This window comes from Hahella chejuensis KCTC 2396 (assembly GCF_000012985.1).
GTDB lineage: Bacteria > Pseudomonadota > Gammaproteobacteria > Pseudomonadales > Oleiphilaceae > Hahella > Hahella chejuensis.
The window spans coordinates 3380682-3404645 of the sequence record NC_007645.1 but is presented as its reverse complement, the minus strand read 5'-3'; the positions used below and the strand labels follow the sequence as shown (position 1 = coordinate 3404645).

At 55.1% G+C, this 23964-nt stretch carries 21 protein-coding genes and 1 pseudogene; 10 read left to right on the top strand and 12 right to left on the bottom strand.

Annotated elements, in window-relative coordinates; translation table 11 throughout:
• Window positions 1–7: 7 nt before the first annotated feature.
• The 4 genes from HCH_RS14880 (at window position 8) to HCH_RS14865 (ending at window position 4304) form a co-directional block, all read left to right on the top strand.
• Window positions 8–1993: a hypothetical protein gene (locus HCH_RS14880; RefSeq protein WP_011397137.1), complete on the top strand. Its 1986-nt coding sequence runs from the start codon at window positions 8–10 to the stop codon at window positions 1991–1993.
• Window positions 1994–2150: 157 nt separating this feature from the next.
• Window positions 2151–2951, top strand: coding sequence for a substrate-binding periplasmic protein (locus HCH_RS14875; RefSeq protein ID WP_011397136.1), 801 nt, complete (start codon window positions 2151–2153; stop codon window positions 2949–2951).
• A gap of 117 nt (window positions 2952–3068) precedes the next feature.
• Window positions 3069–3521, top strand: coding sequence for a MarR family winged helix-turn-helix transcriptional regulator (locus tag HCH_RS14870; RefSeq protein ID WP_011397135.1), 453 nt, complete (start codon window positions 3069–3071; stop codon window positions 3519–3521).
• Between the two features lie 111 nt (window positions 3522–3632).
• Window positions 3633–4304, top strand: a complete 672-nt coding sequence (locus HCH_RS14865) for a siderophore-interacting protein (protein WP_011397134.1) — start codon at window positions 3633–3635, stop codon at window positions 4302–4304.
• Window positions 4305–4377: 73 nt separating this feature from the next.
• Here the strand turns inward: HCH_RS14865 and HCH_RS14860 are convergent, their stop codons facing one another.
• Window positions 4378–4593: a hypothetical protein gene (locus tag HCH_RS14860; protein ID WP_041598682.1), complete on the bottom strand. Its 216-nt coding sequence runs from the start codon at window positions 4591–4593 to the stop codon at window positions 4378–4380.
• 108 nt (window positions 4594–4701) lie between these two features.
• Window positions 4702–5025 (bottom strand): hypothetical protein, encoded by a 324-nt coding sequence (locus HCH_RS14855; RefSeq protein ID WP_148212579.1) that lies wholly within the window; start codon window positions 5023–5025, stop codon window positions 4702–4704.
• 276 nt (window positions 5026–5301) lie between these two features.
• Between HCH_RS14855 and HCH_RS14850 the strand changes: the two genes are divergently transcribed.
• From HCH_RS14850 to HCH_RS14835, 4 genes are all read left to right on the top strand, one after another.
• Entirely contained in the window at window positions 5302–5847 is a 546-nt protein-coding gene (locus HCH_RS14850) for a COG4315 family predicted lipoprotein (protein ID WP_011397132.1), read from the top strand.
• Window positions 5848–6444: 597 nt separating this feature from the next.
• Window positions 6445–7476 (top strand): PEP-CTERM sorting domain-containing protein, encoded by a 1032-nt coding sequence (locus HCH_RS32390; RefSeq protein WP_011397130.1) that lies wholly within the window; start codon window positions 6445–6447, stop codon window positions 7474–7476.
• A 117-nt stretch (window positions 7477–7593) separates the two neighbouring features.
• On the top strand, window positions 7594–9411 hold the full coding sequence (locus HCH_RS14840) for a tetratricopeptide repeat protein (protein WP_011397129.1): 1818 nt from the start codon (window positions 7594–7596) through the stop codon (window positions 9409–9411).
• A 980-nt stretch (window positions 9412–10391) separates the two neighbouring features.
• A complete protein-coding gene (locus tag HCH_RS14835) occupies window positions 10392–11876 on the top strand; it encodes a Ca2+-dependent phosphoinositide-specific phospholipase C (protein WP_011397127.1) in 1485 nt (494 codons plus the stop codon).
• Between the two features lie 65 nt (window positions 11877–11941).
• On the opposite strand, the gene HCH_RS14830 is transcribed toward HCH_RS14835, so the two are convergent.
• From HCH_RS14830 to HCH_RS14800, 7 genes are all read right to left on the bottom strand, one after another.
• Window positions 11942–12934, bottom strand: a complete 993-nt coding sequence (locus HCH_RS14830; RefSeq protein ID WP_011397126.1) for a LacI family DNA-binding transcriptional regulator — start codon at window positions 12932–12934, stop codon at window positions 11942–11944.
• Window positions 12934–13722: an inositol monophosphatase family protein gene (locus HCH_RS14825; protein ID WP_011397125.1), complete on the bottom strand. Its 789-nt coding sequence runs from the start codon at window positions 13720–13722 to the stop codon at window positions 12934–12936. The genes HCH_RS14830 and HCH_RS14825 overlap by 1 nt, the downstream gene beginning before the upstream one ends.
• A complete protein-coding gene (locus HCH_RS14820; protein ID WP_011397124.1) occupies window positions 13703–14515 on the bottom strand; it encodes an MBL fold metallo-hydrolase in 813 nt (270 codons plus the stop codon). The genes HCH_RS14825 and HCH_RS14820 overlap by 20 nt, the downstream gene beginning before the upstream one ends.
• Window positions 14505–15623, bottom strand: a complete 1119-nt coding sequence (locus HCH_RS14815; RefSeq protein WP_011397123.1) for an ABC transporter ATP-binding protein — start codon at window positions 15621–15623, stop codon at window positions 14505–14507. Before HCH_RS14815 ends, HCH_RS14820 begins: the two co-directional genes overlap by 11 nt.
• 11 nt (window positions 15624–15634) lie before the next feature.
• Complete coding sequence (locus tag HCH_RS14810) at window positions 15635–16528, bottom strand: carbohydrate ABC transporter permease (RefSeq protein WP_011397122.1); 894 nt, start codon at window positions 16526–16528, stop codon at window positions 15635–15637.
• Entirely contained in the window at window positions 16525–17391 is an 867-nt protein-coding gene (locus HCH_RS14805; RefSeq protein WP_011397121.1) for a carbohydrate ABC transporter permease, read from the bottom strand. The genes HCH_RS14810 and HCH_RS14805 overlap by 4 nt, the downstream gene beginning before the upstream one ends.
• A gap of 85 nt (window positions 17392–17476) precedes the next feature.
• Window positions 17477–18715: an ABC transporter substrate-binding protein gene (locus HCH_RS14800; RefSeq protein ID WP_011397120.1), complete on the bottom strand. Its 1239-nt coding sequence runs from the start codon at window positions 18713–18715 to the stop codon at window positions 17477–17479.
• A gap of 491 nt (window positions 18716–19206) precedes the next feature.
• Here HCH_RS14800 and HCH_RS14795 point away from each other — a divergent pair.
• Window positions 19207–20023: pseudogene (locus HCH_RS14795) on the top strand (IS5 family transposase).
• Window positions 20024–20459: 436 nt separating this feature from the next.
• Window positions 20460–21122, top strand: coding sequence for a hypothetical protein (locus tag HCH_RS14790; protein WP_041598679.1), 663 nt, complete (start codon window positions 20460–20462; stop codon window positions 21120–21122).
• A gap of 111 nt (window positions 21123–21233) precedes the next feature.
• Here the strand turns inward: HCH_RS14790 and HCH_RS14785 are convergent, their stop codons facing one another.
• The 3 genes from HCH_RS14785 to HCH_RS33175 form a co-directional block, all read right to left on the bottom strand.
• Complete coding sequence (locus tag HCH_RS14785; protein ID WP_011397116.1) at window positions 21234–21986, bottom strand: hypothetical protein; 753 nt, start codon at window positions 21984–21986, stop codon at window positions 21234–21236.
• Window positions 21983–23131: a hypothetical protein gene (locus HCH_RS14780; RefSeq protein WP_011397115.1), complete on the bottom strand. Its 1149-nt coding sequence runs from the start codon at window positions 23129–23131 to the stop codon at window positions 21983–21985. Before HCH_RS14780 ends, HCH_RS14785 begins: the two co-directional genes overlap by 4 nt.
• 324 nt (window positions 23132–23455) lie before the next feature.
• On the bottom strand, window positions 23456–23929 hold the full coding sequence (locus tag HCH_RS33175; RefSeq protein WP_158304960.1) for a transposase: 474 nt from the start codon (window positions 23927–23929) through the stop codon (window positions 23456–23458).
• Between the last annotated feature and the right edge of the window lie 35 nt (window positions 23930–23964).

The window sequence follows — 23964 nt, the reverse complement described above, 5'->3', positions numbered from 1 at the left end:
ACTTTGAATGACCATGCGCCGTGATGATTTACTCAGCATGACGTTGCAGGACCTGGAAGGCTATTCCAACCGGGGAACCGTCAAGCGAGCGCAGAAAGAACTGGAGAAGCTGAGCGCAGAACGGGACGCGGACCAGACGCTTTTGTCCGAGGATGACGCCGGCAATCTGGCGGCGCATTGGCCGGATGGCGCGATCACGCAACTGGGGGCGAATGAGGCCTTTCCACAAGGGCGCTGCACCTGCCCGTCCACGACCACCTGCCGCCATTTGATTACCTTGGTGCTGGCCTATCAGGAAATGCGCGCGGAAGCCGCCGAGAGTCCTGTCCCGGTCGCCTGGAATCCGGGAGACATCAGCGACGAATTGATGGCCAAGGCTTACACCCCAGCGCAAATCCGCAAAGCGAACAAGTGGTTTCAGGAGGGCGTACTGGCGGAATTGGCGCTCAGTGAGAAACCCCTGGCGATCATCGAGACGATCGGCGTGGCGGTCCGCTTTTTGGCGCCGGGCGATCCTCGCTATGTGCAGTCCGATGGCGATGAGGAACTGACGGCGGTGGCGGCGATTATCGCCATCCTGGCGTTCCGGCGACTCCCGCAGGGCCAGACCGCCGGTTACGTCAGCACCTGTCCACGTCCCCCTGTCGAGCCGGAAGCGTTGCAGTCCGTCGGCGACCTGTTTGTTCGCCTGCTGCAGGGCGGACTGTCTCAATTGGAGCCAGGTCTGCGGGATAAGCTCCGCCGCGCCGCCCGACGTTTGCAGGCTCATGACTGGCTGTGGCCGGCCAGCCACTGTGAGCGTCTGGTGGAGCAGATTGACCGCTACAATCGCCGGGACGGCTCTTTTTCCCCTTCTCAGGCGATCCGCCACATGGGCGAATTCCTCTGTCGGCAGCGCGCTCTCGCCTCGCCGACGCTTCCAGCGCCGGAAGTGGTGGTGAGAGGCGGAGGGCCGAAAAGGGCCAGGGAGCGAACCGGCAAGTCACGTTATATAGGCCTGGGCTGTCGCATGCGGGTGGATCATGGCGGCGTCTTCGCGGAGGTGTTTCTACAGAGCGTTGACACTGGCGCGCTGGTGATTCTGGAGAAGCGTCAAAAAACCTCGAAGGACGAAGACGCCCCCCTCTCCTATTATCAGATCGCCCAACGCCTGTATGTGCTGCAACACTCTATCCGGGACTACGGCAAGGGGCAGGTGCTAACCTCAGGGGCGAAGCTGTCCTTGGATAATCGTATGACGTTTGGTCGTCAGACGGCGCTTAATCCGCAGTCCTATCAATGGTCGACGCTGCGTCAGAACCTGTTAATGGAGGATTTTGACGAACTCCTCAGGCGTCTGGCCAGTCGCCTGGCGGGGCCGTTTCGGTCTCTCAAGGCCAATGAAAACTTCTATGCGCTCAAAGTGGCCGGGGTCGCCAACCCCCGTTTCGACACTGCGTCCCAGTGCGTCACAGCAGACCTTGTGGACGCCAAAGGCGCCCGTATGGCGCTTGCGTTCCCTTACTCGACCCGTGGAGCGGGAGGCGCCGAAGCGCTGTTGCAGCTGCTGCGAATGCATGGCTCGCACATCAGTTATGTCGCCGGCTCAGTCACGGAGCACACGCATGGGTTGATGATCGAGCCCGTCAGTGTTGTGTATTCCGTGAATCAACAAGCCATGATGCTGCAGCCCTATGTCGACGACAGCCTGCCTGGAACGCCCGTCGCTCATGCGCTACCGGCGGAAAACCGATTCGCCTTGGCGCGGACCGCCTTGTCCCGGCTACTGGAGCAGGTAGACCAGTTACTGTGCGACATACTGATTACTGGACTCAGGCGCGCCTCTCCCGGCGTTCAATCCCAGTGGCGGGAATTAACGCAGCAATGCGATGAGATAGGACTGCACCGGCTAAGCCGAATCATGTCCTCCGCGGTTGACTGGCGCGACGACAACGCCGCAACCAACCCTTCCGCCTTGCTTAACCTGCTGATTTACCTGCGGCTTTGCAAGTAACCGGATGCAATGTAATACGCCGAACGAAAGTCGTTGCAGATAAGATAGAAGGAAGCTATTTGGCTGCCTGATTAATAATAACGTCAAGCTGGTCTCCGCCGAATCAGCCAATCTGCTACGCTATTAGATGCCATGCACGACTACTCGGGTGACACTGATGCGCTGGCGTTTACAAAATCTTCCAAGCTTTTTGCTGCTGGAACTGGCGCTATTCTGGTGCGCTCCAGCGGCGGCGAAGGAAGTGATTCATATCGGCAGTGGCGAATGGCCGCCTTATATTTCTGAGGACGCGCCCCACTTTGGCCCCACCTCCCAAATTGTCACCGAGGCGTTCGCTTTGGTGGATATCGATGTGGAGTATCACTTCCATCCCTGGAATCGCAGCTTCGTTCTCTGCCTGCAAGGAAATCTGGACGCCACCATTGCGTGGGAAAAAACCGCGGAGCGGGAGCCTAATTTCGTATTCAGTGAAATGCCGATCATCACGGAGCGCACCGTGTTCTTCTATTCGAAGAATAACGCCCAGTCACTGGATGAGATCTGGTCGCCCTCGAAAGAGCCCAAGCTGCGTATTGGCGGTATATTAGGCTACAACTACGGGGATAAGCTGGATGAGGCCGAACGGAAAGGATTGTTTGCGGTGCGCCGCAGCGACTCTGAAATGACGAGCTTCAGACAACTTATCAAGGGCCATATCGACCTGTTTCCCAGTGATCTGGTCGTAGGCCTGGAGATCTTAAGAAAGCACTTTGACGCGCCGGAGCGTCATCAAATCAGATACCTGCCGGAGCCGCTGCGTATAGCGAAACTGTATCTGATCTTTTCGAAGAAAACGCCTCGCCATGATTGGCTAAAAGCGCAGTTCGATAAAGGCATGCAGCAATTGCATGACTCCGGAAGACTGAGCAATCTGCAAATAGACCCCAATCTCAGTCCCGCCAGAATCTCGGCGCACTGACCTTCCCGCCTCAACTTTTTTATTAATCAGGCAGTCAAATAACCCAAGTGTTTTTAGTTGACAGTATCAACCAATGCGATTATGGTTGACACAGTCAACTAATAACAGCTGTGAACCATGTCAGAAAACCATATCCCTGAAACCAACGTCGGCGAGTCCCTGCACCGCCTGCTTCATGCCTATAAGCGCGCGATGCGTCAGGCCTATCAGGAGGTCAACCTGACCTTGGCGGTCTCTCACATACGCTCACTGAAAGTGATCAACCACGCCCGTGAAAAGAACACTGTCTGTACCGCCCAGGTGATTGCAGAGCGCCTGCAGCGGGATAAGGCTCAGATCACGCGGGTGGTGAAAGATCTGCTGGAGGAAGGGCTGATCGAAAAACGCGACAACCCTGAAGACCGTCGCAGCCAATTACTGCAATTAACTCAGAAAGGCGTCGACGCGTACAAGACAATAAAAGAGGTGGAGGCGCTGGCGGGAAGCCGCATGGCGCAAGGCCTCAATGCTGATGAGATCCGGGAGTTCGTCAAACTCGCGAATGCGATGGCGGAAAACCTCAAACACTGAATACAGACGCTCCCGGCGACGGGAATCCAAATTTTACTGAATTCACGAGGATACAATGAGCAGACCTGCGCCACGCGAACTGACCCTGGTTCGCAGACAATCAATCCCAACATGCTGCGCGTCACCCTGGGGGGCGACGGCATCCACAGCTTTCCTGCCGACCAGGAAAGCGCCTACGTCAAACTGATGTTTCCCCGCGACGGGGAGCAGCGCCCGCTGATGCGCACTTACACAGTGAGGGCGCAGCGCAGCGACGAGATCGACATTGATTTCGTTATTCATGAGGACGGCGGCCCCGCATCCACCTGGGCGGTCAATGCGGAAATCGGCGCCCATATCATGGTGGGCGGCCCCGGCCCGAAAAAGCTGGTCGATACGGAAGCGGACTGGTTTCTGATAATCGGCGACATGACCGCCCTGCCCGCCATCAGCGTTAATCTGGAGCAACTGCCCAGCGACGCCAAAGGACATGTGGTGATTGAGGTGATCAGCGAGGCGGATATCCAGCCCCTCAAGACCCCCGCCAACCTCGACGTACACTGGCTGGTTAATCCCCATCCCGGCGCCGACAGCAACCTGCTGCTGAACAAAGTGCGCGACCTCCCCTGGCTGCAAGGACGTCCCTCCGTCTGGTGCGCCTGCGAACTCAACAGCATGCGCCAGTTGCGAGACCACTTCCGCGCCCAGGAAGGACTGGAAAAAAGCGACCTGTACATCTCCAGCTACTGGAAACTCGGCGTCAGCGAAGATGAACACAAAGTGCTGAAGGCGGCGTTGAATTAAAAAACGGGGCGTAAAGCCCCGTTCTCTTTTGCAAGCAGCGATGTTGAGCGCACTTTGGCGCCCTTATCACCGTTTATTTCCATCTGGTTTTACGATGCGTCTTCCAACTGCGTTGGGGACTTCTGGCGTTGACGGTTTCAAAACCGTGGGGAAAGCAGCGCGAGCAGCCGGACTCTTCCCCCAGAACCACTCTCGAAACCATTGTGCCGGACACCTTCTTAGGTAAATCCGCCAGCCCTGCTTCATTGCGCCCAAACGCCTTGATAAGACGAACTTCTCGTTTCTTCACTCTTCTCTCCTTTAGGAAAATACCTAAAAGAGAGCGCCCTTCAAAATTGCTACCAGCATGTGTTGTTTAACTAACCACTACAAATTTCGGGGGCGGACTTTACCATATTCAACCCTCCGAGACCCTCTCCTCAATCACCGCCTGCACCCATTCCCGGTATTTGGCGCTGGGTCTCAGTATTTTCATTAGCTCACTCAGTTCGACGTCGTCGGGTAGTCCCGGCTCGATAACAAAACGCTCGAACCAGGCTTCGCCGTTGCGTTCCCATGCCGTATCGACGATTTCGTCAATGATCTCCTCTCGCTCGGCCTCATCGCTGGCGTCGGTTAATTCCGCCATGGTTTCCGGTTCGGACAGAATCATCTCCGCATAGGATTCCGCTGAGGCGCGCAGGCCTTTTAACGTCTCTTCTTTAAATTTATCGAAGTTCATTTTCTTTCTCCCCCAAAAAGAAATAAGAATTTGCTTACCCTCGACAATAATCCAGGTTAGCCCTACGACGCCAATCTTTTGGTCGTTCAGAATAGAGGGCCATTGAAATAATGGAGTTGACAGCATGAAGGTAATCCTGGCTCAGAAATTTTTTTAATTTCTTTGCATCCAAATGCCGCATCCCTGTCGTCTTTATCTACGAGTTTCAAATTCAGGGTCCGCGACCCGCTAGCCACACTTAGATAGATCACACTTAGATAGATAAAGGATAGAAAGATGAAAAAGTTCGCCGCACTGACCACTCTGATGATCGCCACCGCTGGTTTCACTTCCGCTGTATTCGCCGAAGGCAAAGCGGATCGTTATTGCGATGAGAAATATTCCAGCTCCAGCGCCACCAAGAGCAACAGCTACAGCGCCAATAGTTACGCCAGCGCTGACGGCTATAGCAATTCCTACGACAACGCCGGCGGCCTGCTGAAAACGTCTTCCGCCAGCGCCAGCTCCTTTAAGGTTGTCACCAAAGTCACTACCTCTGTCGGTGAAGTATTCGCCAACACGCAAGGCATGACGCTGTACACCTTCACCAAAGACAGCAATGGCGCGTCTGTCTGCTACGACTCCTGCGCAGACAGCTGGCCTCCGTTTTTCGCCAAGAAAGAGGCTAAAACCTGGGGCGACTTCACGATCGTCGGCCGTAAAGACGGGACTTATCAGTGGGCTTACAAGAACCAGCCTCTGTATCTGTGGGTGGGCGACCGTCAGCAAGGCGACGCCACGGGCCATGGCGTAGGCAGCGTGTGGTACGCCGCCCAGCCTTAATTGTTAATCAGGCAGACACATCGCTTCCTTCCAATTGTCTGCAGCGACAGGGCCTGTACATGCAGGCCCTGTTTCCCGCGGCTAACCGCCGCGCAAAAGCCTCTTCCTTTGCTGGTTAAATAGCCATTTTTGAGCGCTGATGGGTTATCCGCCATCAGCGCTATTTTTCCCGCCTCACACAAACAATTAACGTTTAACCTGAGTTTTCAATAGACGCCCTGACAGCGTTCAAAGAATTTACACCTTCTTAATTTTCAGGTTGATTGAAATTCAATCTATCCCCAGCGCCGGGGGCGTGCAGGCCTATCGTTAGATCACACAAAAACGATACAAAACAAACGCTTAGATTTGTATACAAATCCCTCTGTTCTTGCCAAATTACACCCAATGGAATAAGCCTTTTGGCCCTTAGTGAAAATACTTATATAACAAATTTACAGTTCTTGAGGAGCCACTTTGCAGAAGAGTTAAAGAGAGCCCTGACAGATGGCGTTCTGATGAGATTGGCCTGTTTTGTGCCTTATAGGTTCCCTGAGCAATCTCAAGAATTTTTCATTGCAGTATCAAACTAACTACAACCCACACCAGGAGGTAACAATGAAAAGATTAGCCTGCTCACTCGCACTTGCCGCTTTCCTGCCGTTTACGGCGATGGCGGATTCCATCTCTCCCACTACTTTCTCCGCGACGCTTGGTGTCGGCGAAAGCGTGACTATCACCAAAACAGTCACTGTTGACGCCGAAGCGAGCACATCCAAGGTAGACGTATTCTTCCTGATGGATGAAACCGGCAGTATGGGTGGAGAAATAGCAGCCGTTAAAGCCGCAGCCAGCTCTATACTGAGCACAGCAGCGGGCTTCGGCGACATCAACTTCGGGGTAGGCGGCTATCGTGACGCCAGCGATTTCTTCGCTTATCGCACCCTGACCGATATGACCAGCGACACCTCAGCGGCGCAAGCAGCGATCAACACCTGGACCGCCTCCGGCGGCGGCGATTTCCCCGAAGCGAATATCTTCGCTTTGGAACAGGTCGCCACCACTGTTTCCTGGCGTCCGGACGCTGAGCGCATCCTGCTGTGGTTCGGCGACGCCACTGGCCATGACCCCTCTTTGGGCTCAACCGAAGCCAGCGCAACCGCCGCTTTGCAGGCAGCCAGCATCCAAGTGGAAGCCATTGACGTCGCCAACTGCTCATTCGGTTTCTGTCTTGACGGAACCGGCCAGGCCACCCGCATTACTGCGGCGACCGGCGGCACCTATCACGCAGGCATCGACACGTCTACATTAGTGGACACCATCAATGACGCAATTTCGACCGCGATTTCTTCCTATACTGAAGTGGCGCTCGATATCTCCGGCGCGCCTCCCGGCATGGTATCAGTCTCACCTGCGTCCTATAACGGATCTTTCACCCGTGACAGCGTTGAGACCTATGATTTTGAAGTCACCTTCACCGGCACTACCCCCGGCACCTACGATTTCGACATCTACGCCACGGTTGACGGCGGCAGAGTCGCTACCGAACGCGACCATATCGTTGTCGGCGCAACCGTTCCAGAACCCGCCAGCCTGGCGTTGATGGGTCTGGGTCTGGTTGGCTTGTTGGCCCGCCGCAGAAAAAGCTAAGTAATCCGCTACAATAAAGGGCGTTGTTAAACGCCCTTTTTTTTTATCCCGCATATTGGATTACACTCTCACAAAAGCATGATGCTTATTTGTCTGAGAATTATAAGGTCCCTATCAATGAACAAACGCCTCACTCTCGCGCTGGCAATCTTTTTCGCTGTAGGCGGCAGTCACGCCGCGATTACACAACCCAGCTCCAGCCAATCCGACACTAGCCTGTTCTTTCTTGATGCGCCTCCAGCCGGCAGCGAGCTGCAACCCGCCAATCAGGATCTCGCCACCGCGCTGGACCTGATACGCCAGCAAAAATTTATGCAGAGCCAGAAGCTGCTGGATGAGATTCTCGCCAAAGAGCCGAATAACTCACTGGCGCTGGAGCTGAAAGGAACCGTCCTGGCGTTGCAGGGAAAACTCAACGAGGGGCTCAAGCTGCTGCAAAAAGCCACGCAGCTGGCGCCCACGCAAAGCTCCGCCTGGACCAAGCAAGGCGATGTTCACACCGCCTTGAAAGAACCCAAGAAGGCGTTTAACGCCTACAAAACCGCCATCGGTTACAACAACAACGACGCCCGCGCCCACCAACGGTTGGGCTTGATCTTCCAGGAGCAAGGCGAGGTCGCCAAATCCATTGAACACCTGGAGAAAGGCCTGGCCAACACGCCAGAGGACTACGTCGGCGTCAAACTCAATCTGGCGGAGCAATACGTCAGGAATGGCGAGTCAGGCAAAGCCATCAAACTGCTCTCCCCGGTCATTGACGTCAGCAGCGACAACGCCGTCGGCCTGGTGCTGCTCGCCAACGCTTACGTCGCCAGTCAAAGTCCGGAAGCGGCTATTCCCCTGTTCCAGAAAGCGCTGAAACTATCGCCCCAACAACCAGCGCCCCTGCTGGCCCTGGGCATCGCCCAACGGGACGCCGACCAGCTGGATAATTCCCTCAACAGCTTCAACCAATTGCTCAAATTGAAGCCGGACTGGGGACTGGCGTACTTTCAGCGCGCGCTGACTTACGCCAAAAAAGACGATCACGATAAAGCCGTCAGCGACTATCAAAGTGCGTTGAAAGACAAAGCGCTGCCGGAAAATCTGGCGGTCCAGGCCGGCGATTACTTCGCGCAATCCGGCAAACATGAGCTGGCGGAAAGCGTCTACAAAGACCTGATGAAACGCTCCGAGACCCCTTTTCCTTACTATCAGCGCCTGGGCAGCCTCTATCAGTTACAAAACGACGCTTCCAAGGCGAAGGCGGTATACAGCGACCTTTTGAAAACCTACCCGGATAACCCGCAGAGTTATCTGTATGCGGGCTCATTTCACGCCTTCACCCGGGACTACGCCGCCGCTGCGGACTTGTTCGAAAAAGGGCTGAAACTGGCGCCGGACTCCAGCTCCCTGCGCATGGCCAAAGCCGTAGCGCTGAAACAATTGGGGACGTTGGACAAGGCCCAGCAGGAAATGGAAATCCTGGTCAAAAATAATCCAGAGTCTCACGAAGGCTTGTTCCTGTTGGGCTCCCTGTATGAAGAAGACAAGAAGACCGATAAGGCGATAGACGCCTATCGTCGCGTCCTGCGTCTGAACGACTCCCACCTGGGCGCGTTGAATAATCTGGCGTACCTGCTGGGTGAAACGGATAGACTCAAGGAAGCGGAAACCCTGGCGCTGCAAGCCGCGAAGCTCGCTCCCATCAATCCCACGGTTCTCGACACCCTGGGCTGGATACAATTCCGTCAGGGCAAAGTCGCCGACGCGGAAACCAACATCGGCAAAGCCTATCAGCTGGCCGCCAACAACCCGACCATCAACTACCATTACGCCAAAGTGAAGCAGAAAAGCGGTCAAGCAGCGGAAGCGCAAAGCCTGTTCAAATCCTCCTTGAGACTGGGCCTGGCCTCCCCCTGGAAAACCGACGCAGAAAAACAACTGCAAAACTAACCCGATCCGGAAGCGCGGGCGGCCCGCCCGCATTTCCCCCGACATCTTCCAACTCATAAACGTAGGTTGGATAAGCAAAGCGCCATCCAACAAACGGATTTAACAAACAATCTCAATCCATTGAATTAATTGCATTTACTTACATGAAAAAATAGCGTCGGAAGGCGCTGCACTTTTCCGACCGACCCAACTCGCGACGAAACACAAAGCCTGCTCAAGCCCTGACTGTCCTGGGAGCGCGGGCGGCCCGCCCGCACTTCCCCCGACATCTTCCAACTCATAAACGTAGGTTGGATAAGCAAAGCGCCATCCAACAATCAGGTTTAACAAGCCATCTCAAACCATTGAATTTAAATGCATTTATTCGCGCGACAACACAGCGTCGGAAGGCGCTGCACTTTTCCGACCGACCCAACTCGCGACGAAACACAAAGCCTGCTCAAGCCCTGACCGTCCTGGGAGCGCGGGCGGCCCCGCCCGCACTTCCCCCGACATCTTTCACACATCAAAGTAGGTTGGATAAGCGCAGCGCCATCCAACAATTGAGTTTAAATATCATCCCTAATAGATTGTTTTAAAACGATTTTAGTTGCGCATGAACATGGCTTTGGAAGGCGCTGCACTTTTCCGACCTTCTGTTAATTCCGGCCGCTGTTGTAGCGCCCGCCGTTTCAAGGCCGATTTACGGCGCCGTCAGAAAAGAGATCGCGCCGCGGCATAGTGATCCTGACGGCGTCGCCCGCCATCCCGTTGCACGCCCATGCACGAATAACCTTCAACTCCGCTTCACTGCGCTGTCATTTGTTTTTTTCAAGATGACATCGTGGCGGCCACTGCAAACGCCGGGGCCGAGAGGCGCATCTGTTTCTCGGCTCTGGATATCACACATCTTCCGCGTCAAGCGCACTTGAGGTTTTCAGCATTCTTGCTGCGAGCCTGGGCGGCGTTTGGCCGGAAATTGAGCAGAGTTGAGATATCGCATGTTATTCAAATGGAAAACGCCCGCCGTCCTGGCCGCCGTTTGCTCCGTCGCACTCTCATTGGGATTCAGCACAGGGGCCAACGCTGGTGAAACGTTCTATCCGCCGTTCCAGGCGAAAGCCGCCAATGACAATCATCGTTTTGACGAGCTGTATTACGCGCAACCTCACAACAGCTTTGAACATGGAAGTCGTTTGAGCGAGTGGCTTGAACGCGGTTATCGCACCCTGGAGCTGGATGTCATTGACCGCGGCGACTGGGAGAGCTGGGACAAGGGCCCTTATGTCTCCCATAGCGCCTCGCCGGGAAATCAGAACTGCAGCGCAGCAAGCAACGATCAGCTTGGCCATTGCCTGGACGATGTGGTGAGCTGGATGAACGACCACCCCAACGCCATGCCCCTGGTGCTGTTCGTCGATATGAAGGCAAGCTGGGACCCGTTGAACGCCTGGTACGCCTCAGAAGTGGAACAGCTCGATGAATTCATCGGCAATTACCTGAACAGCCGCCTCGGTAACCGGTTTTATCAGTATCAGGATCTGATCAACCATCTCAACCCGCACTTCCAGTCCAACTATCGCAACACCCTGAAAAACGTGGGCTGGCCGAAGGTATCGGAGCTGAAAGGCAAATTGATTGTGGTGTTGACCGGGGGCTTTATCGGCGACGTTAACGGACGTATGGAAACGGCATTGATGAATCGTTTCGGCGCTCAGTCCACCTTCCTGTGCCCGGACATCGACACCGCCGACGCGGACGAATTCTCCGGCGCCATCGACTCTATGTCCGCCGAACATTCCAGCTACTTTTTCTGCGGCAACGTGAAAGCGGGCGACCATTACCAGCTCACCGCCAACCGCGCGGCTCAATATAAACAGATCATGCATCTCTGGGGCGCCGCGGGAGACTTCGCCAATACTGCCTACGAAAGCGCCTGGCTGGCGGTGGCCCATGGCGTCTCCGTGATCAGTTGGGATCTGGACTCGCCCTCTTCCACGCCTGGCTGGACCGCCAGCTCCATTCCCCTGGTTGGCCAACGCAGGGGCTTGCCGGGATACTTCAAAATCAAACCCAAGGTGAGGCCGGAATACTGTCTGGATGTGGATAAGGCGCAGTACGGCAATGGTAGCGACCTGCTGTCCTGGGCCTGCGGCGGCGGGGATAATCAGCAGTTCGTGTATACCGCGGAAGGCCAATTACGCCCCAAAGGCGATAACCACTACTGCGCTGATTTCAGTACCGGCTCCGCAGACAACGGCGACAAAATGCACTTGTGGAATTGCGACGGCGGCAGTTCCGAGAAATGGCGCATCACCGAGGACGGCGCGTTCCAGAACCTGGACAGCAACGGCAGCCATTGCATGGATATCCCCGGCGGAACCGCAGAGTCCTCTGAGCAATGGCAAATCTGGCGCTGCAGCGGCGGCGACAATCAGAAGTTCTACCTGGAGTCCGTGTCGGACTGGCCGCAGACGGCGTTTTAGCCCTGAATGACTGCGGGAAAGCCCTTCTGAACGGTTTCAGCGGGGCTTTTTAGTCGCGACAGCCATCAAGCATTACGAGTGGTCGCCCGCGACACCAGCCAGGGGGCGACGCGGCGGGAGCGGGCCATGGCCTGGCCCTGGGTCAGAATGATCTCCAGATTTTCCATGACCGCCTGCGCCAACAGCTCCACCGGCTGACTGATGGTGGTCAGCTGATAACCCGGCCATTCCGCCATGGGCACGTTATCCGCGCCGACAAACTGGATATCTTGCGGCGTCTTTCGGCCCAGTTGTTGACGTATCGCGTCCATGGCCCCGAAGGCGCAAAAGAGGCTGTCGATCTCCGGACGGCGTTGCAGTAATTCCAGGGCGCTTTGATAACCACTTTGATAGCTGTAATCCGGGTTGTCGCAATGGCCCAGCGGTTCGACGCCCTGGTCCCGCAGACTGTCAAAGAAACCTTGCTTGCGCTCCTGAGAAGCCTGTCCGTCGGGACGGCCGCCGATATAAGCGGGTCGCTGGGCGCCGGAATTCACCAGATGCTCCGCCGCCAGGCGTCCAGCCATGCGGTTATCGGTCTGCACCGAGCAGATTTTGCCGAAAGGGTCGTCGCGGCCCATCAACACCGAGGGAATGCCCATGGTCAAACAGATCTGCGTCGCCTGCAGCGACAACGAACCGGCGGCGATAATCGCGCTGTCCACCTGATAAGCGCCCACCAACTGCAATGAGTTGTTGATGTCGCCGGATTCATCCGGCGTCACCAGCATGGAGACTTTATCCAGCTTCTGCAGCGCCTGGGTCAGCGCGTAAAACACTTGAGATTCATAGGGATTGGCGAATTCCGCCATCACCACCGCCACCAGACCGCTCTGCTGTCCCGTGAGTGAGCGCGCCAGGGCGTTGGGGCGGTACCCGAGTTTTCTGGCGGCTGCGATGACACTGTTGCGCGTCGATTCCGACACGCTGGCGCCAGGAGTAAAAGTGCGCGAGACGGCGGAGCGGGACACGCCCGCCAATCTGGCCACATCATCAGATGTAATGCGTTTGTCCTGCATCACCAGGCGGTCTCCTCTTCCCTGACCAGATCAAACAGTTCCGGTCGGGCGATCCACACCGGTCCGCCCCGGGTTAAACGCTCTCCGCTCAGGTATGGGGAACTGTGCAAGCCCGCCTCAGTGGCGATGAGCTGACCCGCCAGAGCGTCCCAACTGTTCAGCTGAGGCTCGTAGAAAGCATCTGTCCGCCCCAATATCGCCTGACTGATGCCTACCGCCGCCGAGCCCGTCTGCCGGGTAACGCAGCCCGCCTCGGTCCAGCTGCGCATCATGGCGATGGCCCGCTGCGCGTTGCCTGGCCTGAGATTGTAGCCCAACCCCAATACGGCGCTATCCAAGGTTACCGGCGTCGGCTCGATCTGATGACGCACGCCGTTGCGCCAGGCGCCCTGACTGCGAGCGGCGAAGAGCATTTCCTGATTCACCGGATGATAAATCAATCCGATATCTGGCGCGCCGTCGCACACCCGACACAGAGTGATGGCGAACTCCGGAATGCCGCGCAGAAAATTGGTGGTGCCGTCGATGGGGTCGATTACCCAAATACTGGCGTTGGAATCATCGCCCTGACCGGACGCCGCCAGACCAAACTCTTCGCCGAGCAGCCGGTCTCGGGGACAGGCCGCCTGAATACGCCGCCGAATAAGACTTTCCACCTCCCGATCCGCCTCGCTGACCAGATCCTGGCGGGCCTTGCGCTCTACCCGCAAGCAGGCGCGCTGACTGAAATAGCTCAGCGCCAGTTCACCGGCTTCCCGCAGAATCGCTTCAGCCTGCTCCCGCTGCATAGCGCTCTCCTTGCTCTCCCATGGATGTGTCCAGTTGCGTCCCGGTAACGCAGCACCAGCGCTCCCCGTCCTCCGCCACCGACACGTCGACGCGAGGCCGGATGGCTTCGGCCACTGCGTTATGCTGGCCGTCTTCAATGTGATACAGCAACAAATGCCGGGGACGGGCGGTTTGCAACTGACGCAGGCAGCCGGGCAAATCGCCGTGATGGCTGCCCTCGCCCTGCTCCAAAGGTGAAAAACACTCCTGCATGGCCATCACGCATCCTGTCATCAAGCTGGCGCTCGCCGCGGTCGGACGGCCGTCTCCGCTGTAAAACAGAGAGCCTCGAGCATGGCGGGCGGGCCCTTGTTGCTCCAGGCGCAGCGCCAGATTGCTGACGCTGTGCTGGGTCGGCGCCGTCTGCAGGCGCCAGGGGCCGATTTCCGTGGTCCGGGCGGCGTCGCGCCACTGGATAGCGAAAGGCAACTGTTCAGGCCAGGCCGCATAAGCGGACATCCATTCCAGATGCGGTTGCTGGCCGGGCTGACAGAGAATCTGCAAGGATCGCCGTCGCCCGGTGGAGGCCCATTGATTCAGCAGTGCGGTCAGGCCGGACGCATGATCCGGATGAATGTGGGTCAGATAGATGGCGTCAATGGCGTCCGCAGCCAGTTGGCGACGCCACAGCGCCTGAGGCACAGTAGGTCCGCAATCGATCAGCAGGCGAAAGTCCTGTTCCTGCACCAATACCGCGGCGTTCACCCGAAAACGGTCATAGGCTTCGCCGGTTCCGATAATCTCAAGCAGCATGGGCGCGCTCCATCTGCGAGGTCAGACTCATCCCATGCTCGTCAAACAGATGCAGCATGTCCGGCTTTAATCTGACGCCCACCTCGGTTCCGGCGCGAGGCGCTCGGGTAGTTGTCTCCATGATCAGACGATGCGTTTGAATACGTCCATGCACATAGGCGATATTGCCCAGCTCCTCCACCACGTCAACCTGCATGCGCAGGTCGCTGCTGTCGTCGATGACGAGCCCCTGAGCGCGTATGCCCAGCTCTAGTTGCACGCCAGCTTTCAGGCCTGCTCCCCCCGCATTCAAGTTAAATCTGGACGCGTCGACCTGAATCGCCTGCCCCCACGGCAGCTCCAGAGAAACATCACGGGCAGTCAGCGCCCTCATGCGCACGGGCAGAAAATTCATGGCGGGTGAGCCGATAAACTCCGCGACAAAGCGGTTGGCGGGCTGATGATATAACTCCAGGGGCGTACCCACTTGCTCGATAACGCCATTGCGCATCACCACGATGCGGTCCGCCATGGTCATGGCTTCTTTCTGGTCATGGGTGACGTAAATCATGGTGGCCCCCAGGCGCTGATGCAGTTCGGACAGTTGCACCCGCATCTGATCCCGCAGTTTGGCGTCCAGGTTGGAAAGCGGCTCATCAAACAGAAACACCTCCGGCTTGCGCACGATCGCACGCCCAATGGCCACGCGCTGACGCTGACCGCCGGACAGCTCCGCCGGTTTGCGCTGGACCAGCGGTTGCAGTTGCAGCAATTCCACCGCCTGTTGAATGCGCCGCTCCCGCTCCGGTTTGGCGACGCCGGCCATTTTCAGGCCAAACGCCATGTTGTCCCACACGGTCATGTGGGGATACAACGCATAGGACTGGAACACCATGGCGATGCCACGGTCTACCGGGTCCAACTGATTCACCAGGCGCTCGCCAATACGGATATCGCCGCCGGAAACAGTTTCCAGCCCGGCGATCATGCGCAGCAGTGTGGATTTGCCGCAGCCAGAAGGCCCCACCAACACCAGAAACTCGCCGTCTCTGACCTGTAAGTGGATATCCCGCAGCACGGTCTGTTTTTTGTATTGCTTGCCCAGGTTTTGCAATGTAACGGAAGCCATCGGAGAAATTCCTATTTCATTTGCATGGCGAAGCCACGCAGTAAATAACGTTGAACGTATCCCGCCATCAACAGCATGGGTAAAGATGACAGCAGGCCAATCCCCATCAGTTGTCCCCAGAAAGTCTCGTTTTCGGTGATGAAATTGGACACGTACAGGGGCAAGGTGAAGTGACTGGGCGTAGACAGATACAGCAAGGCGAACAGGAACTCGTTCCAGGCCATGATCAGGGTGAAAATAAAGGTGGCCGCCAGTCCCGGGCCGCACAGGGGCAGCACGATATGCCACAAGCGGCGCAGTAATCCGGCGCCTTCCAGACTGGCTGCTTCTTCCAGACTCAGAGGCACGTCGCGCACAAAACTCAGCAGCATCCAGATGCAAAACGGCAGGGTGTAGACTTGATACACCAGAATCAGGCCCAGCTTGCTGTCCAGCAGTCCCAGGCCTTTCAGCAATTGAAACAGCGGGATCGCCACCACAATCGGCGGCATCATCTTGATCACCAGCACCAACAGCAGAAAAGCGTGATCCAAGCGGCGTGGAAAACGAAAACGCACCAGAGCGTAACTGGCCAGAAAGCCCAGCGACAACGCCAGCAACGTAGCGCCCACGGCGACGATCAGGGTGTTCCCCAGACGTCCGGGAAACCCATCCCGCCATAAGACTTCAAAGTGCGCCAGAGTCGGATGCGCCGGGAGCAGACTCAGATTGTCGCTGACGTACTCGCCGGACGGCGTGAAGGCGATGCCCGCCATCCACACGATCGGCAGCGCAAAAAACGCCAACGTCACGCCCAGAGCAAGGTAAAACCCCAGGGTTCGCGCGGACAAACGTGAGACGTCGGAGAAAGGCGCCGCAACGGAATCAGAAAAAGCCGGGGCGGAGGTTGGCTTGATCGCACTCATGACTTGGCTCCCACATAGCGCCACGCATACACCGCACTCAGCGCGCAGGCGATGGCCAGCATCAACAGCGCCGCGGCGGACGCCAGCCCCAAGTTGAAAAACTTGAAGCCCTGTTTGTAGATAAACAGCGACAGGGTTTCCGTGCTGTTCCCCGGCCCGCCGCCGGTCAAGGCGTAGACTTTGTCGAACAGCTTGAAGGTGTCGATGGATCTGAGCAGCAGCGCCAACAGCACCTGAGGCATGATCAACGGCAAGGTGATATGGCGAAACCGCCGCCAGCCCCGCGCGCCGTCGGTCAGCGCTGCGTCCTTGATGTCCGCGGGAATGGATTGCAGGCCGGCGAGAATGATGAGGAACGCCATCGGCGTCCATTGCCAGATATCCACCAGCATCACGGAAAACAGCGCCATGTCCGGGTCAAACAGCCATTGCACCGGCTCCAGCCCCAGGCTGAGCAGCGCATTGTTCAAAAAACCAAAGTCATAGTGATACCAGGCGCGCCAGATGGCGGAACACACCAGGGTGGACAGCATCATCGGATAGATGATCACCGGCAGCGCAAAACGGCGTCCGGCGAACTGACGGTCGAACAGCACCGCCAGCGCCAGTCCGAGGCCGACCTGCAGCAGCGACGCCAGCACCGAGAAACTCAAGGAGTTCTTGATGGCGCCGGCGAAAAACCAGTCTTCCGACAACTCCACGAAGTTGTCCATACCGACGAACTGGCGCTCAGCGCCGACATAATCCACATAGGAAAACGCATTGATCAGAATCTGACTGATGGGATACAGGGTCAGCATCGCCAACAAAAGTGTGGCGGGTGACATCAGCAGAAGTAACTGCAGGCGGGAACGAAACAGCATTTAAATCTCCATGAAAACGGCGGCGAAGAGCCTGCTTCGCCGCCTGCGCGCTTGTTCTTAAAAAGTCGTTGCGGTGGCGCGTTCGTTAACGCTTCAGCGCCCGGTCGATCTTGCGATTGGCCTGATCCAGCGCGGTGCGCGCGTCCATCTGCCCGATCATCGCCAGTTGCAGGTAATCCCCCAGAATGCTCTCCACTTCGTTCCACTGCTTGATGCGGGGGCGCGCTTTGCCGTGCTCTAACGCTTCCAATTGATTGGGATACCAGCGGTACTTCGCTACGACGTCTTTATCGGTGTACACGCTGCGACGGGTCGGCGGCAGGCCCAGTTCCAGCGCCAGGGTTTTCTGGTTTTCCGCGCTGGTCAGGTAGTTGAGGAAGTCGCGGGCGTTCTTGTCATGCTTCGCATCCGCCGTCACGCCCATCTGCCAGATCCCCAGCATGGGCGACGAACCGTTCACCTGCCCCGGCGCGGCGATCACCTGCATCTCCTGTACGACTTTGGATTGGCTGGGATCATCCATGGACGGCGCCCAGGACGGCCAGACTTCAATGGCGATGGCTGTCTTGCGTTGTTGAATGGCGTCGCGGACTTCCGTGGAGTTATACACTTCGATGCCCTTGGGCGCGTATTGCTTCAGCTCCAGGAAGGATTCCAGCGCCTGCACGCCCTGTGCTGAATTCACTTGAGGCTTTCCGGCGTCATCGACAATAACGCCGCCATGGGCCCAGAACAGGGGCAGAAAGCCGGTGACGATGGGGTTGCCCTTCTGGCCGCGAAACACCACGCCGCTGGTGTCCGGGTTCTTGGCGGAAATGGTTTTGGCGGCGACTTTCACCGCATCCCAGTTGGCGGGTTTGCTCAGGCCGTATTGATCAAACAGCGCCTGATTGTAGGCGAACATGGCCACGTTGCCGACGACAGGCAATGAATAAGCCGGTCCCTGAGCGACGGGATAGCGGGAAATATCCAGGGTGGCGGCGATGAAATCACCGGTAATCTTGCCCTGCTCTTCCAGATTCGCCAGCCAGCCATTGCTCATGAACTCCGTGGCCCAGGTGTCGTCCAGCAACACCAAATCATAGGCGCCGGACTTCTCACGCAGGGAGATCACCAGCTTTTCATAGAGACTGCCGTAGGGCAGTTTCAGTAATTCGATATCCATGTCGGGGTGCGCTTCCTTATAACGCGCAACCGTCGCATCCAACGCCTGGCCGTAGATGCCGTCGCGTCCGGCAATCACCAGATCCGCCGCGTTGGCGCCCGCTGCGCCCAGTGTCAGAGACGCGGTCAGCGCCAGTGATAATGCACTTCTACTCAACATGATTGACCCCTTGTTATAACGATGTATGTCAGTGATTGACCAGCGACCGCCCCGCCCATTGCACCCGTGTGCAAAATTTCCAACCAGCGGAAGCGATCCCGGCATCGGCCTGATAATTCGTGGCGGCGCTCACGAAATGCAGTGTGCGGCGGCCAGATGACAACAAGGTGAAGGCAGGTTTAAGGTTTTTAGTGCACGCGCGTGCAGGGTGGGTCTTTAGAGGTGGTTTAGTCCACCAGGACACAAAAAACGGTCTTTAATCTATCGGTAAATTCAGAGAGGGTTGGACAATGAGAACTCTAAGGCAATAGCTTTTTCGTTATGCTCAGACAAGCGACTGCTGATAATGGGAGGGGAAGCGCTCAATCATTATAGGCCTAGAGGCTGTTATTAACCCGAACAATTTCTGAACACTCGAATATTTTCGATCGTCTTGCCACGCAGTGGCTATCATGAGCGGTTGATTCGGTTATCATTTGTGGGTGCAGACGATCACTCGAAAACCTTATCCAACCGATGTCAGCGATGAAGAATGGGCTTTTGTAGCGCCCTATCTGGCGCTGATGCCCGAATCTTCCGCGCAGCGTGCATGACTTGCGCGAGGTCTTTAACGCCCTGCGCTATATTGCCCGGGGCGGTTTGCTTTGGCGCCAGATGCCGCACGACCTGCCGCCCTGGCAGGTCGTGTATCAGCAAACCCGCCGCTGGATTGACGCGGGCGTGTTTGAAGCCTTGTTGCATGATTTGCGCGAGTTGATCCGGATTGCTGACAAGCGCAACGCCCAGCCCAGCGCCATGATCCTCGACAGCCGGACTTTGCAGTCGACACCGGAAAGCGGGGCGCGCGCCGGTTACGATGGAGCCAAGCGCCTCAAGGGTTCAAAAGTGCATCTGGCGGTCGATACGCTGGGGCAGTTGCTGGCGTTGCGGATCACACCTGCTAACGAGCAGGACCGGGATCAGGTGGCGGCTCTGGCTGAGCAGGTGCAGAAAGTGACGGGCGAGTCGGTGGAAGTGGCCTTCGTCGATCAAGGCTATACCGGCGAATCGGCGGCCCGGCAAGCCGAACAGCATGGCATTCGGTTAGAGGTGGTTAAGCACACTGAGGCGAAGAAGGGCTTTATTTTGCTGCCGCGGCGTTGGGTGGTGGAACGCAGCTTTGGCTGGATGGCGCGCTTTCGGCGGTTGAGCCGGGATTATGAGCGTCTGTCGACCGTACTGGCGGGCTTTCACTTCATTGCATTCGTGTGCCTGATGCTACCGACGGCGATGAAGGCATTGGCGGCATCAGGGGTGTCTATGAATTGAGCGGGCTAATAACTGCCTCTAAGTGCTGAAATTCATCTATTGAAAATTATTGAGGCGTTTTGAATTTTAAGTGAGAAAAAGTCGCTTCTCGTGGGGACGACTTCCGCTGCCTCAGTGCCCTAATCTCTCGGCGACACGTTTCAATCCACGCACTCACACGGAGAGCAACTCTCCAGCTATAGCTTGCTTAAATACGCTTTGTCATGGAAATGAGGTCGGCACAGGGTGTTCGTTAACGAAGCAGTCAAGATACTCGCACGCTTTGTAGTACTGAATGGTTCGGTTCTTCGAAAATGGGGTAGTTTGACTTTCCGGGATTTTACACAGGAATCAGTGATCTGGAGGGGGGTATCTTCGAAGTCTTGAAATTGAAAAACTCGTATGCGCGATATACAAATGTTAGCATTCCGAAGGATCATTCAAGTAAGGGATAAGCATGTTAGATCAGGTTAAAAATCATATATTTGGATACAGTTTGACTCTGATTGTATCAACAGGAGCAGTGGTTTCGTCGATCATTTACTTTTTAGTGATCGAAAAAATGGATAGAGATATGAATTTTTTAACAGGACAGAACTCTTCATTTCAACAGCAAATAACAAGTTTGCAAAGTACGCTTGCCACTATAAACCAGCAAAACGATAAGAGAACTACTGAAAGGCTGGCAGAATACAAGGAAATATTTAGTATTAAGGAAAATATATTAAACTCTAGAATATCTCAACTTGAAAGTAATATCGAAACATGTGAAATAGAAGGTGCTAACGCGTTGAAGATAGGAAGAAGTGACTGTGAAGGTTACCAAGAAATGCTCGAGTATATCTCCTATGTTAAGAAGCAAGAGGTGGAGATCATAGGAAACCTATCAGCTTTGCATGACCGTCATTATAACTTGAAGTCAGAATATATGCTTGATCAGGCAGAGTGTGAGAAGCGAGGGAATAACAATAATAATATTTGCGAAATTGCTTCATCTGAAAAAGGAAAAGTAGAGGCTCTTGAGCTAGAAATTGAAACCAAGAATAAATATCTAGCACAGCTCAATGAGCAATTATTGAGCTTTAGAGGTAGTTTAAATGCTAACAAGCGCGTCAATTAGTACGCTCGATAGTGTTCAAATTAGTAGAGCAGACCTCAGAATCAGTTCGAACAGTCTCTTTGGTTGCGGCTAGCCCCGCGTTTTCTCTCACGTGAGACGGGGCGAGCGCCATTACTCTTTGCTCAGTTCTACCATGGACATGATGCGTTTAGCGTCTTCGTACATGCGCTGGGCTCTCATGTCCCTATTACCAATTTCTGTTGTTAACCAAAAGCTGAATGTTAAGTAATAGCTGTCAGTCAATGGATAAGCCCAATAGTAAGTATATCTGGGTCCCGGAATACCTTCTCCATTGATTTGATATTGTAGCCACTCTACACCGTTGATTTTTTCCCTTTCATACACTTCCGGCAAATGAACCAACTGCAAAGCTTGCGCTTGAGCATACGGGTTATTGTCAACCACTCGATTTCGTTGCTCCCAGTTAGCCCCAGGTTTTCCATCCTTGTTTTTCTCAGTTTCGTAATACTCCCATAAGTCCTTTTTAAGATATACCTCCAGACTATCGAGGCCTCCATCAACAAGTGGGATGTGTGCCTCTGCTCGGTTAACGTCAATTGTGACACTTAAATCGCCAAGCCTACCAAAGTAGCCTTGTAAGAACAGCCCTCTATACGCCCACCATTCGAATTCCATTTGAACAAAAGTGCGGTTAAATTTCTGCTGAACTCTATACGAGTCAAATATATTGCGCTGTAAGTTGACTCTCTCAGGTGTGGGCTTCTTAGGTCTCCCGGTATTAATAGGGTTGCCAGGTAGCTTATACCGTAATCTGTATTCACCTATACCGCATTCCTTTGCGGTCAGATTGGAAAAGTTCGGCCCTTTACCTGTTAAGAGCAGCCTCACCGGTTGTTTGATCATAATAAGTCAAATTCCTTCATGGTTAGCTTGGCCAGCCTCTCCGCTTTCCTGTGATAACCATTCATCTGTAAGTGTCGGATAGCTGACTCTCTCCCGATGTAGGGTAATGTATGCGGGCTGGCTTCAACAGGACGCTTGTCACCCGTTACCAGTCTCGCACTACGAATGCAACGAATAAACGAACCGGGAGACAGATCGTTAAAGCCTAAAAGGTTGGGCACGAAATCATCGGGGTGATCCCGTCTGATTTCGTCTATGGTCATTCCTGCTTTTGTAAAAGCATTTTCAGCGCGCTTCTTAAAGTTTCCGCCTGCATGAATGGAAACGCGTTGCCCTTCCAAGCTAATGCCACGCATATTCACCAGTTCCACCGCTCGGGTCATGATAATGCCACCCTGACTATGGGCGGTCCATTTACGCTTAACGCCCTTTTTCTGACTCTCTATCAGCATAACTGCCAGGAACTCCGCCAGCTTCGAGGTGGAGACCCTGTCTTGAATACACTCAAAGATGTCGAATTTGCCGCGAGTGGGATTGTAGACCAGAGTATAAGCCTTTGCGTTGTCGCTCCAGTAGGCAGTGTCCACGTGGACCCCCATCAGCCATCTGGCCTTATCCAGATCGTTTGACATTCCGTTGATAGCAACATGCTCTGTATTGACTGTGTTGACAGGAATAGGACTGCCCCATGCGTTAGGCAAATTATTAATATCATTACCGTCAGAGCCTTCATGCCACCGAACATCGGATGTACGCTTTATTTCGAACAATCCCATTTGCTGCATCTTTGCAGGAGTTCTTAGGCCTGTAGGTTCTAACTCCAGCTGCATTCGGTTAATCACAATCATCTCAGGGTTCACGCTGTACATGAAGCTGATTCCACCCGGGCACATCTTTTGCCGCGTAAACATAGGCTCTTTCTTGAAGCCCTTGCTGTTCCATCCATAGCCGCCGTCACTGGCCAGCTTGAGCGCCTCGTTGTAAACCTGCGTTTTATCATACATGTTCAGTGAACGCATGAAGGTATCGGCTTCTTTGGTGATCATCAATTTCTTGCCAGCCTTCTTTTGCTTTAGATTCCATGAAGGCAGCGGGTTTTCCAAGTCGATAAGCTGGTGTTGGGCGGGGAGGTTGCTTTCTTGCACAGAGCTTTCCTTAGTTGAGTAGAAAAGCACAATGCTAGCGATATTCACACCTCTGCCAATTACCCGCTTGGCTGAGACCAATAGGCTGATAGGGTAAACCCTAGGGTCTTATATGGACTCCCGTTTGTTGTCAAAGAGAATTCTACTCAAACAAGTTGGATGCTGTCTTATATACGGGCTCACATTGAGGCGCTACCTCTGGCCACTGATGTTTTCGCACCTTCCTGACTTTTCTGTTGCCCAGTGATAAACACTTCAGGCCCTAACAGTCACTTGAAGGTTGGTCCTACCTGTTGGTTTCGCTCTCTCTTGGACAATACTCAATTAAGCCGCAAGCAATTCCGGCTGATACTCTTTGCCCTGCTTGAGCAAGGCGTACGCTGTCCGTACGGTTTTATTGGCTAAAGCAATGGCGGCCACTTTCTTACCCCGTCTGGCTACCAGCTGACTCAGCCACACCTCTTTTTGGGTTCGGCAGGGACGCCTTTCCAATTGGGTAATGGTCGCTAACGCCCCTTGAAACAGGGCGCTACGTAGCCTGCTGTTACCCGAGACTCGGGAGATCGAGCCGATTCTTTCTTTGCCGCCGCTGCTATGTTGCACGGGGGTGAGGCCAACGCAGGCGGCCGCTTCACGGCCATTTTTAAAGTGTCCTGGGTTGCCTAATACGATTTTTAACAGTAAAGCACCTACCAGACCCACTCCTTCCAGAGCCTGCAGGCGTCGGCACTGTTCGTCTTTTTTGATCAGTTCGGCCAGCTTGTGCTCGATGTCGGCGATCTCTTCAACGGTTCTCAAAAAATGCCGCCACATAGTCAAAAGTACCGAGCGAA

What these genes read in the sequence shown, in the direction of transcription:
- HCH_RS14880 (WP_011397137.1), top strand. Translation starts at nt 8, where the DNA reads ATGACCATGCGCCGTGATGATTTACTCAGCATGACGTTGCAGGACCTG.
- HCH_RS14875 (WP_011397136.1), top strand. Translation starts at nt 2,151, where the DNA reads ATGCGCTGGCGTTTACAAAATCTTCCAAGCTTTTTGCTGCTGGAACTG.
- HCH_RS14870 (WP_011397135.1), top strand. Translation starts at nt 3,069, where the DNA reads ATGTCAGAAAACCATATCCCTGAAACCAACGTCGGCGAGTCCCTGCAC.
- HCH_RS14865 (WP_011397134.1), top strand. Translation starts at nt 3,633, where the DNA reads ATGCTGCGCGTCACCCTGGGGGGCGACGGCATCCACAGCTTTCCTGCC.
- HCH_RS14855 (WP_148212579.1), bottom strand. Translation starts at nt 5,025, where the DNA reads ATGAACTTCGATAAATTTAAAGAAGAGACGTTAAAAGGCCTGCGCGCC.
- HCH_RS14850 (WP_011397132.1), top strand. Translation starts at nt 5,302, where the DNA reads ATGAAAAAGTTCGCCGCACTGACCACTCTGATGATCGCCACCGCTGGT.
- HCH_RS32390 (WP_011397130.1), top strand. Translation starts at nt 6,445, where the DNA reads ATGAAAAGATTAGCCTGCTCACTCGCACTTGCCGCTTTCCTGCCGTTT.
- HCH_RS14840 (WP_011397129.1), top strand. Translation starts at nt 7,594, where the DNA reads ATGAACAAACGCCTCACTCTCGCGCTGGCAATCTTTTTCGCTGTAGGC.
- HCH_RS14835 (WP_011397127.1), top strand. Translation starts at nt 10,392, where the DNA reads ATGTTATTCAAATGGAAAACGCCCGCCGTCCTGGCCGCCGTTTGCTCC.
- HCH_RS14830 (WP_011397126.1), bottom strand. Translation starts at nt 12,934, where the DNA reads ATGCAGGACAAACGCATTACATCTGATGATGTGGCCAGATTGGCGGGC.
- HCH_RS14825 (WP_011397125.1), bottom strand. Translation starts at nt 13,722, where the DNA reads ATGCAGCGGGAGCAGGCTGAAGCGATTCTGCGGGAAGCCGGTGAACTG.
- HCH_RS14820 (WP_011397124.1), bottom strand. Translation starts at nt 14,515, where the DNA reads ATGCTGCTTGAGATTATCGGAACCGGCGAAGCCTATGACCGTTTTCGG.
- HCH_RS14815 (WP_011397123.1), bottom strand. Translation starts at nt 15,623, where the DNA reads ATGGCTTCCGTTACATTGCAAAACCTGGGCAAGCAATACAAAAAACAG.
- HCH_RS14810 (WP_011397122.1), bottom strand. Translation starts at nt 16,528, where the DNA reads ATGAGTGCGATCAAGCCAACCTCCGCCCCGGCTTTTTCTGATTCCGTT.
- HCH_RS14805 (WP_011397121.1), bottom strand. Translation starts at nt 17,391, where the DNA reads ATGCTGTTTCGTTCCCGCCTGCAGTTACTTCTGCTGATGTCACCCGCC.
- HCH_RS14800 (WP_011397120.1), bottom strand. Translation starts at nt 18,715, where the DNA reads ATGTTGAGTAGAAGTGCATTATCACTGGCGCTGACCGCGTCTCTGACA.
- HCH_RS14790 (WP_041598679.1), top strand. Translation starts at nt 20,460, where the DNA reads ATGTTAGATCAGGTTAAAAATCATATATTTGGATACAGTTTGACTCTG.
- HCH_RS14785 (WP_011397116.1), bottom strand. Translation starts at nt 21,986, where the DNA reads ATGATCAAACAACCGGTGAGGCTGCTCTTAACAGGTAAAGGGCCGAAC.